This is a genomic window from Desulfoconvexum algidum (genome assembly GCF_055382125.1).
The window spans coordinates 1,939,175-1,953,987 of record NZ_AP042394.1; the positions used below are offsets into that span (position 1 = coordinate 1,939,175).

The 14,813-nt window shown below is 43.9% G+C and carries 17 protein-coding genes; all 17 read left to right on the forward strand.

Annotation, left to right across the window (positions count from 1 at the left end; genetic code table 11):
• Positions 1-56: 56 nt before the first annotated feature.
• The 17 genes from groES (at position 57) to rpsI (ending at position 14,800) form a co-directional block, all read left to right on the forward strand.
• A complete protein-coding gene (groES, locus tag ACZ45G_RS08865; protein WP_464177127.1) occupies positions 57-344 on the forward strand; it encodes a co-chaperone GroES in 288 nt (95 codons plus the stop codon).
• A 90-nt stretch (positions 345-434) separates the two neighbouring features.
• A complete protein-coding gene (gene groL, locus ACZ45G_RS08870) occupies positions 435-2,090 on the forward strand; it encodes a chaperonin GroEL (protein ID WP_464177130.1) in 1,656 nt (551 codons plus the stop codon).
• A 177-nt stretch (positions 2,091-2,267) separates the two neighbouring features.
• Positions 2,268-2,972 (forward strand): protein TolQ, encoded by a 705-nt coding sequence (gene tolQ / locus ACZ45G_RS08875; protein WP_464177132.1) that lies wholly within the window; start codon positions 2,268-2,270, stop codon positions 2,970-2,972.
• On the forward strand, positions 2,972-3,388 hold the full coding sequence (locus ACZ45G_RS08880) for an ExbD/TolR family protein (RefSeq protein WP_464177135.1): 417 nt from the start codon (positions 2,972-2,974) through the stop codon (positions 3,386-3,388). The genes tolQ and ACZ45G_RS08880 overlap by 1 nt, the downstream gene beginning before the upstream one ends.
• Positions 3,389-3,397: 9 nt before the next feature.
• Complete coding sequence (locus tag ACZ45G_RS08885; RefSeq protein WP_464177137.1) at positions 3,398-4,357, forward strand: energy transducer TonB; 960 nt, start codon at positions 3,398-3,400, stop codon at positions 4,355-4,357.
• A gap of 1 nt (position 4,358) precedes the next feature.
• The gene (gene tolB, locus ACZ45G_RS08890; protein ID WP_464177141.1) at positions 4,359-5,747 is read left to right on the forward strand and encodes a Tol-Pal system beta propeller repeat protein TolB; all 1,389 of its coding nucleotides are present in this window, start codon (positions 4,359-4,361) and stop codon (positions 5,745-5,747) included.
• Positions 5,748-5,783: 36 nt separating this feature from the next.
• Positions 5,784-6,368, forward strand: a complete 585-nt coding sequence (gene pal / locus ACZ45G_RS08895) for a peptidoglycan-associated lipoprotein Pal (RefSeq protein ID WP_464177143.1) — start codon at positions 5,784-5,786, stop codon at positions 6,366-6,368.
• Between the two features lie 110 nt (positions 6,369-6,478).
• A complete protein-coding gene (gene ybgF / locus ACZ45G_RS08900; protein WP_464177145.1) occupies positions 6,479-7,357 on the forward strand; it encodes a tol-pal system protein YbgF in 879 nt (292 codons plus the stop codon).
• A 41-nt stretch (positions 7,358-7,398) separates the two neighbouring features.
• Positions 7,399-7,884, forward strand: coding sequence for a crossover junction endodeoxyribonuclease RuvC (locus ACZ45G_RS08905; RefSeq protein ID WP_464177148.1), 486 nt, complete (start codon positions 7,399-7,401; stop codon positions 7,882-7,884).
• Positions 7,881-8,510 (forward strand): Holliday junction branch migration protein RuvA, encoded by a 630-nt coding sequence (gene ruvA, locus ACZ45G_RS08910; protein ID WP_464177150.1) that lies wholly within the window; start codon positions 7,881-7,883, stop codon positions 8,508-8,510. Before ACZ45G_RS08905 ends, ruvA begins: the two co-directional genes overlap by 4 nt.
• A gap of 57 nt (positions 8,511-8,567) precedes the next feature.
• Positions 8,568-9,653, forward strand: coding sequence for a Holliday junction branch migration DNA helicase RuvB (gene ruvB, locus ACZ45G_RS08915; RefSeq protein WP_464179905.1), 1,086 nt, complete (start codon positions 8,568-8,570; stop codon positions 9,651-9,653).
• Entirely contained in the window at positions 9,643-10,965 is a 1,323-nt protein-coding gene (locus ACZ45G_RS08920; protein ID WP_464177153.1) for a L,D-transpeptidase Cds6 family protein, read from the forward strand. Before ruvB ends, ACZ45G_RS08920 begins: the two co-directional genes overlap by 11 nt.
• Positions 10,929-11,861 (forward strand): hypothetical protein, encoded by a 933-nt coding sequence (locus ACZ45G_RS08925; protein WP_464177155.1) that lies wholly within the window; start codon positions 10,929-10,931, stop codon positions 11,859-11,861. The genes ACZ45G_RS08920 and ACZ45G_RS08925 overlap by 37 nt, the downstream gene beginning before the upstream one ends.
• A complete protein-coding gene (locus ACZ45G_RS08930) occupies positions 11,858-13,378 on the forward strand; it encodes a M14/M99 family metallopeptidase (protein ID WP_464177158.1) in 1,521 nt (506 codons plus the stop codon). The genes ACZ45G_RS08925 and ACZ45G_RS08930 overlap by 4 nt, the downstream gene beginning before the upstream one ends.
• Positions 13,379-13,465: 87 nt before the next feature.
• Positions 13,466-13,873 carry a bactofilin family protein gene (locus tag ACZ45G_RS08935; protein ID WP_464177160.1) on the forward strand — a complete coding sequence of 136 codons (408 nt, stop codon included), beginning with the start codon at positions 13,466-13,468 and terminating at the stop codon, positions 13,871-13,873.
• 72 nt (positions 13,874-13,945) lie between these two features.
• Entirely contained in the window at positions 13,946-14,380 is a 435-nt protein-coding gene (gene rplM / locus ACZ45G_RS08940; protein WP_464177162.1) for a 50S ribosomal protein L13, read from the forward strand.
• 24 nt (positions 14,381-14,404) lie between these two features.
• A complete protein-coding gene (gene rpsI / locus ACZ45G_RS08945) occupies positions 14,405-14,800 on the forward strand; it encodes a 30S ribosomal protein S9 (protein WP_464177164.1) in 396 nt (131 codons plus the stop codon).
• Positions 14,801-14,813: the final 13 nt, after the last annotated feature.

Below are 14,813 nucleotides of genomic sequence, written 5' to 3' on the forward strand. Positions count from 1 at the left end.
ATTTGATCACTAAAATTTAAAGAGCAAACAATACGTAACCTAAGGAGAAATGTATCATGAGTTTAAGACCGTTAAGTGACAGAATTTTGGTTGAACGCGTTGCAGAGGATGAAAAAACCAAAGGTGGACTTTTTATCCCGGACACAGCAAAGGAAAAACCAGCTGAAGGTAAAGTGATCGCATCCGGAAATGGCCGTCTGGCCGAAGATGGAAAGCTTCTTCCCATGGATGTAAAAGTCGGGGACCGTGTTCTTTTTAGCAAATATGGCGGCACCGAAGTTAAAATTGATGGCATTGATTATGTGATCATGCGTCAGGATGATGTTCTGGGCGTTGTCGAATAATTAGATTTGTCGAATAATTAAGATTAAATTAGTCAACATAAAAATAATTTAGAGCATAATTTAAAAGAATATAGATGGAGATACGAAAACATGGCTAAAGAAATTAAATACGATGCCAAAGCCCGTGAAGCAATGCTTCGGGGTGTTCAGGCTCTTGCAGATGCAGTGGTTGTTACTCTTGGACCAAAAGGTAGAAATGTTGTTATAGAAAAATCCTGGGGTTCACCCAATGTCACCAAAGATGGCGTGACAGTTGCCAAAGAGATCGATCTTGAAGATAAGTTTGAAAACATGGGCGCTCAGATGGTAAAGGAAGTTTCTTCCAAAACATCTGATATGGCCGGTGACGGTACCACTACTGCAACGGTTCTTGCCCGGGCAATTTATGAAGAAGGTCAGAAGCTTGTAGTTGCTGGTAATAATCCCATGGGTATCAAAAGAGGGATTGACAAAGCAGTTGCCAACATCGTTGGACAGCTTGAAGCAATGGCAAAACCCACCAAGGATCAGAATGATATTGCCCAGGTAGGTACTATTTCTGCTAACAACGACGAGACCATTGGAAATATTATTGCAGAAGCCATGGACAAGGTCGGTAAAGAAGGTGTTATTACTGTGGAAGAAGCCAAATCCATGGACACCACTCTGGATGTTGTTGAAGGCATGCAGTTTGACCGGGGATATTTGTCTCCTTACTTTGCAACTGATACGGAAAAAATGGTGGCTTCCTTTGACAGTCCCTTTATCCTGATTTGCGACAAAAAAATCTCTTCCATGAAAGATCTGCTTCCGGTGCTTGAAGAGATTGCAAAAAGCGGCAAACCTCTGGTTATCGTTGCAGAAGATGTGGAAGGCGAAGCCCTTGCGACCCTGGTTGTTAATAAGCTGCGCGGTACGCTGAATGTGGCTGCTGTTAAAGCGCCTGGTTTTGGCGACAGAAGAAAAGCCATGCTGGAAGATATTGCCATCCTTACCGGTGGTCAGGTGGTTTCCGAAGATATTGGAATTAAACTTGAGAATGTGACTCTCCAGGATCTTGGCCAGGCCAAGTCCATTACCATCGACAAAGACAATACCACCATTGTTGATGGTGCTGGTACCAGAGAAGCCCTTGAAGGCCGCGTGAAAATGATCCGTGCCCAGAGTGAAGAAACTTCTTCTGATTATGACAAGGAAAAACTTCAGGAACGCCTTGCCAAACTTGTTGGCGGCGTAGCTGTTATCAATGTTGGGGCTGCCACTGAAACCGAGATGAAAGAAAAGAAAGCCCGTGTTGAAGATGCATTGAATGCAACCCGTGCAGCCGTTGAAGAGGGCATTGTCCCTGGCGGCGGTGTGGCATTGGTAAGATGTATTGCCGACCTTGCCAAGCTTGATCTGGTGGGTGAGGAAAAACTGGGTGTCCAGGTAGTTGCCAGAGCCATTGAAGAGCCCCTTCGTAAAATTGCCGACAATGCTGGTGTTGAAGGCGCTGTTGTCATTAACAAGGTGTTGGAAGGCAAAGGCGCCTTTGGTTACAATGCCAGGACAAACGTTTATGAAGATCTCATTGAAGCCGGTGTTATGGATCCCAAGAAAGTGGTTCGTTTTGCACTTCAGAATGCTGCAAGCGTTGCCTCTATCATGCTGACCACAGAAGCCATGATCGCTGACAAACCCGAAGAGGGTGGTGCCGGCGGCGGAATGCCTGGTGGAATGCCCGGCGGCGGAATGGGCGGAATGGGCGGAATGGGCGGAATGATGTAATTTAGATTCCACTACCGTTTTATAGCTAAATGAAAAAGCCCCTTTACAATTGTGTAAAGGGGCTTTTTTTGTTAGTGTCGTTGGCTTGCAGGAAATTGGTGGCGCATTGTAGCTTTATTAAAATTTATTTGCTATGTTACTGCCTGTGATCGGTATGAATTTTTAAGAGAGGGTTTTATGACGTCGGAATCTATTGGGTTGTTTTACATGTTGAATGCTGCAGGGCCTGTTGTGAAATTTGTCATGCTCATTCTATTGTTCTTTTCAATTATCTCTTGGGCAATCATGTTTATAAAATTTCGGTATATCAGAAACGCCTACAGGGAATCGGCTGATTTTACAGATATCTTCTGGCAGTGCCGGACCCTGGCCGATGCCTTTGCAAAAGCCAAGGCATTAAGGTCCAGCCCCCTGGCCAGAATCTTTATCACCGCCTATATGGAAATGGCCCGGTCTGAAAAAAAAGAGGGCAAAACCACCCTGGGCCCTGAAACGTCTTATCTACAGGCAATGGGCAGTGTGAAGCGAACCCTGAGACGCTCTATTGGCGTGGAAATTCGGCGGTTGACCCAACTGGTTCCTTTTTTGGCCACCGCTGGAAATACTGCTCCATTTATCGGGCTTTTTGGCACGGTGTGGGGAATTATGAATACCTTCCATGGGATCGGATTGAGCGGTTCTGCAAGTCTTGCGGTTGTTGCCCCGGGAATCTCAGAGGCGCTTATTGCAACGGCAGCAGGCCTTGCCGTGGCAATTCCAGCGGTTATTGCCTATAACTATTTTACAGACCGGATACGGGTCATGGATTCAGAACTTCAAAGCTTTTCATCGGATCTTTTGAACATTATCGAACGAGATATTCAAAAACAGATGGAGGCATAATGCACCTAGAATCCGGTAATAATCAGCTGATGTCTGAGATTAATGTGACACCCTTTGTGGATGTCATGCTGGTGTTGTTAATCATTTTCATGGTGACCACCCCCCTGATGGTTCAGGGGGTGGATGTGAATTTGCCAACTGCAACTTCCCAAGCCCTGCCGTCCAATGAAGAGCATTTGATCATCTCCATAGACAATGATTTAAAGGTATATATTAATGACCTGGAAGTCAGTGTGGCATTTCTAACCCAGAAACTGGATGCTGTTTTGGAAAATCTTGATAAAAAAAGTGTTTATCTTAAGGCTGACAAACAAGTGCCCTATGGTGTCGTTGTCAACGTAATTTCGCAAATTAAGAAGGCGGGAATTGACAGTCTCGGAATGATCACCCTCCCCGAAGATGACGAGGCTTCCTGAGCTGTCGGCATGCTTAATCGATCTCACCTGAGAAATAAAAACACTTTTTTTTCTGCCATTGATCAGGGCACAAAAAATTTTGTGGTTGTTTGTCTTTTTTCTATTTTTGTCCATGGGCTGTTCTTTGCCGGAATTTTATTGCTGAACAAATTTGATATGTCTAAGCCACTTCCCCGGGTGATTCAGGTGGATTTGGTTTCCTTTGTTCCAGGTCCTGCGGGTGGTCAGGTTGCATCAGATTCCAATTTTGCGCCGGAATCTGTTGATGTCCCTCCCGGGACGGTTAAGGTCCCTTTGGAGTCAACCAAGAAAAAAATGCCTGCTAAAACAATTCCAAAGCCTGTTGTCGCCTTAAAACCGGATATCAGCTTGAAGGCAAAACCGAAAAATTTAAAAGAACTGATGGCGGCCCAGGAGAAAAAAGCAAAGCCTCTCCCCAAGAAGCCACCCAAACCGTTGAAGTCCAAGCCCAAAGTTGATCCGGAAGAGGCCTTAAAAAAAGCCAGGGAAAAACTGGAACAAACCATAGAAAAACAGAATGAACAACAGATTTCAGAAGCCTTGAACCGGCTCAAGGCTGCCGTTGACACCAAGGGGAAACTTCCTGACAAGGACAATACAGATCCTGCCATTGGGCCTGGCGGGGCAGGGACTGGTACGGGGATGGGAAAACAGGGGTATTCCCCCCTTGATATCTATAAAATGGCCTTACAAATTGCCATAGAACAAAATTGGGTGTTCAATGATATGCTGGCCCGCATGGATCAGCACCTGGAAGTCAGGGTGATGATTAAGATTTTAAAAAGTGGTGAGATACGCGACATCGCCTATGAAACGAAATCCGGGAATCGATATCTGGATGAATCCGCCAGAAAGGCGCTCAAAAGAGCCAACCCCCTGCCAAAGTTGCCGGCGGGGATGACTTCCTATGATCTTGTGGTGATCTTTACACCAAAGGGGTTAAAATAAAATGAACGAGATTCGGTTGAATAAAATATATGGGGGGAAGAGCCGATACCATCAATTTGGATGTCGGATATTTTTTGCTGGTTTGGCAGTGTTGCTGTTTGTCTTTTGGCTGGCTCCTTTGCAGGCCAAAGAGGTGGATTATATAAATATCAGCAACCCGTTTTTAAACAAGATCCCCGTTGCCATAACCCAGTTCAAGACCTTTAACGGCCATGATACCGAGGTCAGTCACCGGAAGGCTGCAGAACAAATTTTAAAGGATGCCCTTGATTTTACAGGATATCTCAAGGTGTTAAATTCAGCGGCATTTCTTTCAAATCCGGCCCAGACGGGTATACAACTAGGGCAGATCAATTTTAAAGATTGGACGGCAATCGGTGCGGACCTTCTGATTACCGGCGGGATAGAGGAACGAGAGAACCAGGTGACGCTGAAACTTCGGCTGTTTGATACCTTTAATTCAAAACTGCTTGTGGGTAAAATTTATACAGGGGCCAGTTCCCAGATAAGGCGGATGGTTCATCTTTTTTGCAGCGAGGTTTCCCATAAACTTACGGGCAACTGGGGGGTCTTTAATAGTAAAATTTCATTTGTTTCAACGGTAAAGGGGCATAAGGAAATTTTTGTTTGTGAATTTGACGGCCACAACCCCAAACAGATCACTCATCATGAAAGCATTTCACTTTCTCCTAACTGGTCCTTTGACGGGCGTTGGTTGGCCTATGTGTCCTATGCCAAGGGCAAACCCGACATTTATATTAAAAACCTCAAGGAAAAGCGGGGTGCCATTGTTAACCATAAAGGTTCCAATATTTCTCCGGAATGGATGCCTGGCCAGTTGAATATAGCTGCGGCATTAAGTTTTTCTGGTAATCAAGAAATTTATTTGTTGACCAAAAAGGGAGAAATTACTAAAAGGATAACCAAGAGTTGGGGAGTAAATGTTTCTCCAACCTTTTCACCGGATGGGAAAAAAATTGCTTTTACTTCCAATAGGGGGGGGACGCCTCAGATTTATATAAAGGATTTGGATGGCGGTGAGGTGAAGCGGGTTACATTTAAGGGCCGCTATAATACGTCACCGGCATGGTCGCCGGACGGTAAGAAAATAGCCTATGTGGGCATTGAGAAAAATAAGATTGATATATTTGTTATCAATCTTACGTCGGCCTCTGGAATGCCGGTTCAGTTGACAATGAACCAACAAGACAATGAAGACCCTTCCTGGTCTCCAGATGGAAGTTTGATTGCCTTTACATCCAACCGGGAGGGAGGGGTGTCAAGGATCTTTGTGATGACCTCTGCAGGAACGGACCAGCGGCGGCTGTTAACCTTAGCAGGGAAACAAAGCCAGCCCGGTTGGTCCAAATCAACCAGTTTTGAAAATTAATGATGGGTGTTTAAATTTATTGACAAAGGAGACGGTATGAACAGAAAATTGTGGATTAATCTAATGATAGCCATGCTTGTGGCAGGGCTTTTTATGACTGTTTCATGTGCAAAGAAAACGATTGTGTCCGATGGGACCACCATAGAAGATCAGGCAATGGTGGAGGCAGCGGCAGCGGCAGAGGCGAAAGCGCTTGCTGAGCAAGAACGCATCAAAGCCCAGGACCTACAGGATCAGATGGCCAATGAACAGGCTTTAAAAGAAGCAAAAATAATAGCTGCCAGAAATCGATTTGGCAATCAGAACATTCATTTTGATTTTGACAGTGCCCAATTGAGTTCCATGGCCAAGCTGCTGATAAAAGAAAAAGCAGAATGGCTCGGTGATAATTCAGGTGTCGTTGCTGTCATTGAAGGTCATTGTGATGAGCGGGGAACCACCGACTATAATATTGCCCTGGGTGAACGCCGGGCAATTGCGGTGAAAAATTATCTTGTGAATCTGGGTATTTCAGGGTCAAGATTGACGACGGTCAGCTTTGGCGAAGAAAAGCCCCTTGATTCGGGTGCCAATGAAGCGGCATACAGAAAGAACAGACGTGCACAGTTTGTTATAAAATAGTTGACGCAAGATGATTTTGTCCGGGCATAAATGAACCTCAGATTGATTTTTGTGTCCGGACATTTCTTTTTATGCTTTATTTCAAAAAAAAAATGGGTTGGAGTTTGGTAATGAAAACGTTTCTTTTGTGTATTGGGCTGATCCCGATTTTAATGGTCCTTGCCTCAGGGTGTGTAACACCGGATCAATACCAATTGTTGGAAAACAGAATCGCTGCCGTTGAGATGGATAATACCCGGCAGATGTCTGCCCAGCAGGAGATAACCCATGAAAAATCCCAGGGTCAAAAAGATCTGGAAAGTCTTGAGTTGAAATTAGACACTTCCACAAAAGTCAGCCGGGAACATTACGCTGAAATCAAAGATGAAATTGGGCAGATTAAAGCTCAGTTCCAACAGGTGGAAGGGTTGATTGAAGAGATAAATCATAATTTCGGAACCAATCGGCAGGTTTTTGAGGAAGAATTGGAAAAAAGACTGGAACGTTTGGACAATGTTATTTCCCGCAATTATGAACGGGTTGTCACTCTTGAACGCTACATGGGGTTTGAACCAGGGGAGGCCAAACCGGCTGATGCAAATAAAGCGCCTTTGGCCACAGCTACACCAGAAGCTGCCTCTGAACAAGAGATCTATGCCCTTGCAAAAAAAATGTTTGATGAGGGAGATAAGGAAAACGCAAGGATCCAGTTTGAAAATTTCATTAATAAATATCCCGATTCAAAGAATGCGGATAATGCCAGGTTTTGGATTGCAGACAGTTATTATGCTGAAAAATGGTATGAAAAAGCCATTCTGGAATATCAGCGAGTACTTGAAAATTATCCAGACTCAAACAAGACGGCAGCTGCCAGGCTGAAACAGGGATATTCCTTTGCTGAACTGGGTGAAACTGCAAATGCCAGATTGATTCTAAAGGAACTCATTAAACGGCATCCTGATTCCAACGAAGCCAAATATGCCCAGAAAAAATTGAAAAGCCTGAATTGATTTTTGATGGTACGATTCAATGGTGGCTCGGTTAGGATGCTATGATTAAAGTTGTGGGTATTGACCCAGGGTTGGCTGGCACTGGTATAGGCGTTATTCAAGGCGACAATCGAGATATCAGCGGCTACTCCTTTGGCAGTATTGCAACCGATTCAAAAGCATCTACTCCTTCCAGGCTCAATCTTATTTATTCAAGAATAGCAGACTTTTTGGATGATCAAAAACCCGATCTTGTAGTGATTGAGGATATTTACTCCCTTGAAAAATACCCTGGATCGGGTATCATGCTGGGTAAAGTATCCGGTGTTTTGCTGGTGGCGGCCTTCAGGGCCGGCATCAGGGTGGAAGAGATATCGGTACGCGAGGTGAAAAAAATAATGACCGGAAACGGGAGTGCAGACAAACTGCAGGTGGAAAAATCTGTTCGAAACCTGTTGAAACATGGGGAACCCATTCGACCGTTTCATGCTTCAGATGCTCTGGGGCTGGCATTGGCAGGGTATTATAGATATGGAAGGCTATTATGATAGGATATCTTGAAGGGCGTATCATTCAACATGAGTCAGACGGTATTTTGTTGTTGGCAGGGTCCATCGGATATGAAATTTTATTGAATCCTATTACCCTTGCCCAGGTGACAAAAGATTCCTCGGAAGAGGGGGTTGTTTCTTTGTATATCTATTACCATGTGACCGAGCGTCAACCCAAGCCTGTATTGATTGGTTTTGGAACACCCGAGGACAAGGCGTTTTTTCAATTGTTTATTTCCGTTTCTGCCGTGGGCCCCATGAAGGCGGTGAAGGCTTTGACCCGACCCGTAGGGGAAATAGCCCGGGCCATTGAGGAAAAAGATGTCTCTTTCCTCGCACAATTGTCGGGAATTGGGAAAAGAACTGCGGAAAAAATTATTGCCACTCTCAATGGAAAGGTGTCAGGCTTCATTGATTCGGCAGCCCAAATATCCCAAACGAGTCCACGTCCTTTGGATAAAAGCCTCGAAGAAATTTCCCAGCAGGTTGAAGATGTTCTGGTGGATCAACTCGGGCATTCTTTGGCATCAGCCAGGCGGTTGATAAAAGAGGCCTTTGATCGGAATCCGGCCATTGAAACCGCAGAAAGTTTATTTGATGAAATTTATCAAGAGGGGCGGTAAAATATGGGCAATGATATTCTCTCTTTTTCCTCTATGAAATCGGACAAAAAATCGGGCATGGAATCGGACAACAAATCGGATACCAAATCTGATAAAAAGGGACTGGTGACCTCGGAGCAGACCCGGGAAGACCAGGTAGCCGAAATCGTATCCCTTCGCCCCACAAGCTTTGATGAGTATGTGGGCCAAAAAGCGGCAATTGAAACCCTGAAAATAGCCATCCAAGCGGCTAAAATGCGCGCCGAGCCCCTGGATCATATTTTGCTGCATGGACCGCCGGGCCTTGGAAAAACAACTGTTTCCCATATAATTGCCAATGAAATGGGAAAAGAGCTGACCATTACCTCGGGGCCAACCCTGGAAAAGGGGGGGGACCTGGTGGGTATCCTGACCAATATGGGAGAGGGCGATATCCTTTTTATCGATGAAATTCACAGAATTCCAAAGATAGTTGAAGAATTCCTCTATCCGGCCATGGAGGATTTTGCCGTGGATTTTATTTTTGACAAGGGGATCCATGCCAGAAGTCATCGATATCGGCTCAAACAATTTGTTTTGGTGGGTGCCACCACAAGGGTGGGGTTGCTGTCGGCACCATTACGGGACCGGTTTGGTATATTTCGAACCCTTGATTTTTATTCTGTTGAGGAGTTGGTGGTCATCATCAAACGGTCTGCAAAAATTTTAGCCACTCCTATCTCAGACCATGGTGCAATAGAGCTTGCCAAGCGATCAAGGGGGACTCCCCGGGTTGCCAATCGGCTGCTAAAACGTGTCAGGGATTTTTCCCAGGTAAGATCCAATGGAGAGGTGACACGGGCGAGTGCGGCGGCAGCCCTCGCCCTTGAGGGCATTGATAATCTGGGTCTTACCCGGCTGGACAGAAGTTACCTGAAAACCATTATAGACTTCTATAATGGTGGTCCTGTGGGGATTGAGGCCATTTCGGCCACCCTTCAAGAAGAAACCGATACCCTGGTGGATGTTGTGGAACCCTTTTTATTAAAAATAGGGCTTGTTCTTCGTACCTCAAGCGGTAGACGAGCATCTGAAAAAGCCTATCACCACCTTAAAATAACCTTGACTGGCCCAGAAACATCCGCTGGGCAAAACCCAACGAAAGAAAATAATAATGATGTTTAGAAGTTTTTTTGCTGTTTATTTGATCTCAGCTGTCCTGGTATTGTCGTTCAATCAGGCTTTCGGCAGTGATTCGCCAGATTCCATTATCCGTCTTCCTGAAAATGAAAACGCCATTCTTGTGGAAAAACAAAGCCAGACGCTTTATGTTTATTCCCAGAAAAATAAAACACTGGGTCTGGTATTTTCAGCTGCTTGCTCAACCGGTGAAATCTTTGGGGCCAAGAAAAAAGCAGGCGATAAAAAAACACCCGAAGGGGTTTATTTTTTAATTGATGAATATGAGGATCGTTATCTTACACCCGTATACGGGAAAAAAGCCTTTCCTTCTGACTATCCAAACTTTCATGATCAACGGTTGGGTAAAGATGGGTCTGCCATCTGGATTCACGGTACCGATAAAGCGTTGAAACCCATGGATTCCAATGGCTGCATTGCCCTTGAAAATGATAATATTCTTTCTCTTGCCGATTATATTCGGTTGGATTCTACGCCCTTGATTATTGTTGATAAAATTGTAAAAACAGATGCCAGGATACGGGCAAATCGAGAAGAAAAAGTTCGCAGTTTTTTGGACAATTGGACCCGTTCCGTTGAAACCGGCAGTTATCATCAATATCTTGATTTTTATTCCGATGAATATGTTCCGGATATTTCCTGGTGGGAAACCTGGCTTGGATTAAGGAGAAAATCCATGGAAGACAAGGTCTCTCTGAGGGTTCAACCGGCCAATGTCGGTATATATGCCTATGATTCAATCATAGTGGTATTGTTTGATTTGAACCTTTCCCCAGGTTACGAAAAGGAAGGTGAAAAGGTCAGGGAAAAAATTTTAATCGGGAAACGAAAGTTTTTTATTGAGGAATCGGGTCAAACCTATAAAATAATCGGGGATACACTTCAGAAAAAATCAAAGGACTATAAAACAAGCGATTTCCCTTTGATTGCTGCTGCTGAAAAACTCATACGTTACACCCCTGGGCAAACTGTAATGGAAACACTTCAAGGCTGGCTGGCAGCCTGGTCTTCAAAAGATATGGATGCCTATGCCGGGTTTTATGCTGCTGATTTTTCTTCGGATGGACTTGGGAAAAAAAGCTGGGTGAATCGGAAAAGACAACTGGCTAAAAAATATAATTATATCACGGTAACGGGCAAGGATTTTAAAATAATTGAAAAGAAAGATCGCTGTGATGTTTATTTTTTCCAAGATTATGAATCCAGCAGTTTTTCAACCCAGGGAACAAAACATCTTAAACTAGTAAGGAAAGGTGGATTATGGAAGATATCTCAAGAGAACTGGAAAGAGAAATAACCCAGTTAAAACCGTCTCCATATAAAAAAAGCAGGAAAAAGAGTATTCTGATGGTTGATGATTTCGGGGAAATGAAACCGGCCGATCATCTAAAGGTGCTGGTCTATGTTTTTGGGGTGGCAAGCCTTGTTTTTCTTTTAGCGGCCGGTGGGCTCTATTATTTTTTTTCCCATCAGGCCGTTGAAAATAAACGTCTTAAAAGTGAGGCGGCCGGGCTTGCAAAAAAGGTTGATCGTTTAATCAATGAACGAGAAGTACTCATGGCCAGGCTGGTTATTTCAGGGAAAGAACCAGGGATAGAAACGCAACCCATGCCGTTAAAAGTGCCAATAGCATTGCCAGGGAAAAGTGAAAAAGAAAAAAAAGAAGGCATCAAGAAAAAATCGGATCTCAAAAGTGTGGAAACTATCGTGGTAACCACTGTGGAAACGACGACAGCAGTAGCGTCCAAAGAGCTGGTGGATGAAAATAAACAGGGCCAAGCCCAGGTGGAGCTAAAATCAAAAACGCCTGTTCAGCAAATAGTGACCATCGAAAAATTTACCGTTACCCGGGATGGTGTAGATGGGGATCTTCTTGTGCGGTTTGATATCCGAAATATTTCCGATAAGCCTGGTGGCGTTTCCGGTCGTATATTTACCATACTCAAACCCGACGTTAAATCCGAGCGAGACTGGCTGGTTGTCCCTTCTGCAAAATTGGACAAGGGGGTGCCCATAAAATATAAAAAGGGACAATACTTTTCCATTGCACATTTTAAACCCGTTAAATTCAGGATTGAAAATCAGGCAGGACCGGATTTTTTCAAAAAAGCATCCATCTATATTTTTAATGAAAACGGGGACCTGATGTTTGAAAGCCTCATCGATATTACCGAGGAAGATCCAAGCCTATGAAATCTGATTTTAAGAAGTTAGAGCTTAAGAAGTATAGATTCAGGCTGGGAATGATGTTTTTAGCGGGATTTTTGGGAAGCATGCTGATCTGGTCTGTTGCTATGGCCGGCCAGAGGACCCACACCGTTTTTTTTCAAGGAGAGAAAAATGAGCTGAATGTATACCGGATATTTGGGTCAAAACCAGGAAAAACCCTGTTGATTATCGGGGGGATTCAAGGGGATGAGCCGGGCGGTTTTCTTGCGGCTGATTTTTATGCTGATTTTTCCCTTGAGAAGGGAAATCTCATTGTTGTGCCCCGGGCAAATTTCCCTTCTATTTTGAAAAAAGAAAGACAGATTAACCAGGACATGAATCGAAAATTTATGGATGACACAACCTTAAATTATGAAGCCAAGGTAGTGGATGTCTTAAAAAAACTTATTTGCGAAAGTGATTGTTTTCTCAATCTCCACGAGGGATCGGGTTTTTATTCACCGACCTGGAAAAGTGTTGACCGAAATCCGAAAAAATATGGTCAATCTGTTATTGCGGATGACTCGATTTTATATCCAGGGGAAAATCTTGCAAGCGTGGATCTTAAGGCCATGGCGCAACATGTTATTGACAAAATTAACGAGAATATTGAAGAGGATGTCCTCCATTTCCATTTTAACAATCATAGGACCAATCACCCCGATACCTCCCACAAAGAACAGCGAAGATCTGCTACCTATTACGCAATGGACGTTTGCAAAATTCCGGCATTTGGGATTGAATCCGCAAAAGTGCTCCCCCTGGAACAAAAAGTGAGACAACATATTTATGCCATTAACGGTTTTATGGAGATGTTGGATATTTTGCCCCAGACGCCGGGCATAGATCTGCAGAAACCCCAGATGACCTATATGATCATTTCCATCAATGATGCCATTCCGGTCGTTGTCGGGAAAATGCATCGTCTGAAAATTAACCGGGGGGATAGCATCCAGGTCCATGACATTGTGGCGAACTATGAGCGCGGATTGAGTGTGGATGTCCTGGGGGTGGGGAATGATTTTAATGATATGAAAAAAAAATTGATCATTAATGAACCCACAAGAATAGAGGCAAAAAAGGATTTCTATGCCTGCGGCAGTGTTTTTTTAGATTTTGATGATACAAAAATTGATCGAGGAAGCAAGCTTTTGGCGGGAGCTGGAAACGAGGCGGATACCATCCGTTATAAATTAAAGGTCAACGGCAGAACGCTTATTGCAGAAAATTATAGCCATGTGAACATTCAATTGGGTGACAAATTGATCATCGAAGATATTCTGACAGGTGATATAGACCCCTCGGAATATGTGGTTAATTTTAAAGGGTTTGTCGGCAATAGCAGTGTGAACACAGGTGAGGACAGGGGATATGTCATTGATACAGGTGCCGGTGTCCTTATGCCGAGGTATTCTCTGGGAAAAAAAGGCAGGCACTATTATGTGGTGGCTACACTTGCGGGTAATGAAGTTGGCAAGATTTATATCGACATTAAATCATAAGGACCGCAAAAATAAGCTGGACAAAAAGGCAAATTATTTTGTTCAAGTATTAAAATTTGCGGCCCGAAGCATTCGAGGAGACATGCAGTGGGGAAAAAAGACAGGAAGAACTTATCAATCATTGATAAAGAGCTTAAAATAGATGGGTCCATATCCAGCACTGGAAAGTTGATTATCAAGGGTCAGGTGACCGGAACCATCGACGGTGATATTGTTATTATTGCAGAGGATGGGGTGGTGAACTCCAGCTCAACAAAGGTATCCAGCCTGACCATTGGCGGCAATTTTAAAGGAGATGTGTCAGCCTCTAAGGAATTGATCATACTTGCTACCGGGATTTGTGCCGGGAAAGTAGAATGCCAGGATTTAATCGTTGAAAACGGCGGTGTTTTAAATGCAGATGTTTCCTGCAAAACTTCCAGTCGTCTCGCCCCTGGAAAAGAGAGTGCTTCTTTTATGGCCGGGTTGAAAAAGGAAAAGCAGATAGAATTGTAAAATCTGCTTGACATGAGCGGAAAAATTCTGTAATTAATGCGGATTGTGTTTATGAACAGGAGCGAGATAAAATTGAAAAAGTATACATACAGTGCAAAAAGATCCGACAACAAAGAAAATTGGTGCGTAATCGATGCAAAGGATCTGGTTCTTGGAAGGTTAGCTTCACAGGTGGCTTACAGGATTCGTGGAAAGCATAATCCCCTTTTTACTCCCCATGTGGATATGGGTGACTGGGTTGTGGTGATTAATGCGGACAAGGTCCGTCTGACCGGTAATAAACTGGAACAGAAAACATACTACCGGCATTCAGGATATATTGGTAGTATAAAAGCGACGACTGCAAAAGAATTGTTTGAGAAAAAACCGGAAGACGTTCTTAAAAAAGCAGTTCGGGGAATGCTCCCCAAGAACAGGCTTGGAAGAAAGCTTTGTAAGAAATTATTTGTTTATGCAGGAGATCAGCATCCCCATGCTGCCCAGAAGCCTGTAGCAATTGAAATTTAAGATATAAAGGACGCGATAATATCAATGGAAAGTGGAAACGTATTTTACGCGACAGGCAAACGAAAAGATTCTGTAGCCAAAGTATGGCTGGTGCCTGGTACAGGTAAGGTTGTTGTCAACAATAGAGAGATGGATGAGTACTTTGATATCGGTGTTAATCGCAAAGCACTTGTTGCACCCCTGGTACTGACAGCCAATAGTGATGCCTTTGATATTAAAGTCACCGTGATGGGTGGTGGGCAGACCGGTCAGGCGGGTGCGATTCGTCATGGCGTGTCAAAAGCTCTTGTCCTTATCGATCCTGAATTGAGAGCCGTTCTGAAAAGTGCTGGTTTTTTGACCCGGGATGCCAGGAAGAAAGAACGTAAAAAATATGGTAAAAAAGGCGCAAGAGCAAGCTTCCAGTTTTCAAAAAGATAGTCTTTTTTATACG

What these genes read in the sequence shown, in the direction of transcription:
- ruvA (WP_464177150.1), top strand. Translation starts at nt 7,881, where the DNA reads ATGATAGGATATCTTGAAGGGCGTATCATTCAACATGAGTCAGACGGT.
- ybgF (WP_464177145.1), top strand. Translation starts at nt 6,479, where the DNA reads ATGAAAACGTTTCTTTTGTGTATTGGGCTGATCCCGATTTTAATGGTC.
- ACZ45G_RS08905 (WP_464177148.1), top strand. Translation starts at nt 7,399, where the DNA reads ATGATTAAAGTTGTGGGTATTGACCCAGGGTTGGCTGGCACTGGTATA.
- ACZ45G_RS08930 (WP_464177158.1), top strand. Translation starts at nt 11,858, where the DNA reads ATGAAATCTGATTTTAAGAAGTTAGAGCTTAAGAAGTATAGATTCAGG.
- ACZ45G_RS08880 (WP_464177135.1), top strand. Translation starts at nt 2,972, where the DNA reads ATGCACCTAGAATCCGGTAATAATCAGCTGATGTCTGAGATTAATGTG.
- rpsI (WP_464177164.1), top strand. Translation starts at nt 14,405, where the DNA reads ATGGAAAGTGGAAACGTATTTTACGCGACAGGCAAACGAAAAGATTCT.
- groES (WP_464177127.1), top strand. Translation starts at nt 57, where the DNA reads ATGAGTTTAAGACCGTTAAGTGACAGAATTTTGGTTGAACGCGTTGCA.
- ACZ45G_RS08925 (WP_464177155.1), top strand. Translation starts at nt 10,929, where the DNA reads ATGGAAGATATCTCAAGAGAACTGGAAAGAGAAATAACCCAGTTAAAA.
- groL (WP_464177130.1), top strand. Translation starts at nt 435, where the DNA reads ATGGCTAAAGAAATTAAATACGATGCCAAAGCCCGTGAAGCAATGCTT.
- tolQ (WP_464177132.1), top strand. Translation starts at nt 2,268, where the DNA reads ATGACGTCGGAATCTATTGGGTTGTTTTACATGTTGAATGCTGCAGGG.
- ACZ45G_RS08885 (WP_464177137.1), top strand. Translation starts at nt 3,398, where the DNA reads ATGCTTAATCGATCTCACCTGAGAAATAAAAACACTTTTTTTTCTGCC.
- pal (WP_464177143.1), top strand. Translation starts at nt 5,784, where the DNA reads ATGAACAGAAAATTGTGGATTAATCTAATGATAGCCATGCTTGTGGCA.
- ACZ45G_RS08920 (WP_464177153.1), top strand. Translation starts at nt 9,643, where the DNA reads ATGATGTTTAGAAGTTTTTTTGCTGTTTATTTGATCTCAGCTGTCCTG.
- ruvB (WP_464179905.1), top strand. Translation starts at nt 8,568, where the DNA reads ATGGAATCGGACAACAAATCGGATACCAAATCTGATAAAAAGGGACTG.
- tolB (WP_464177141.1), top strand. Translation starts at nt 4,359, where the DNA reads ATGAACGAGATTCGGTTGAATAAAATATATGGGGGGAAGAGCCGATAC.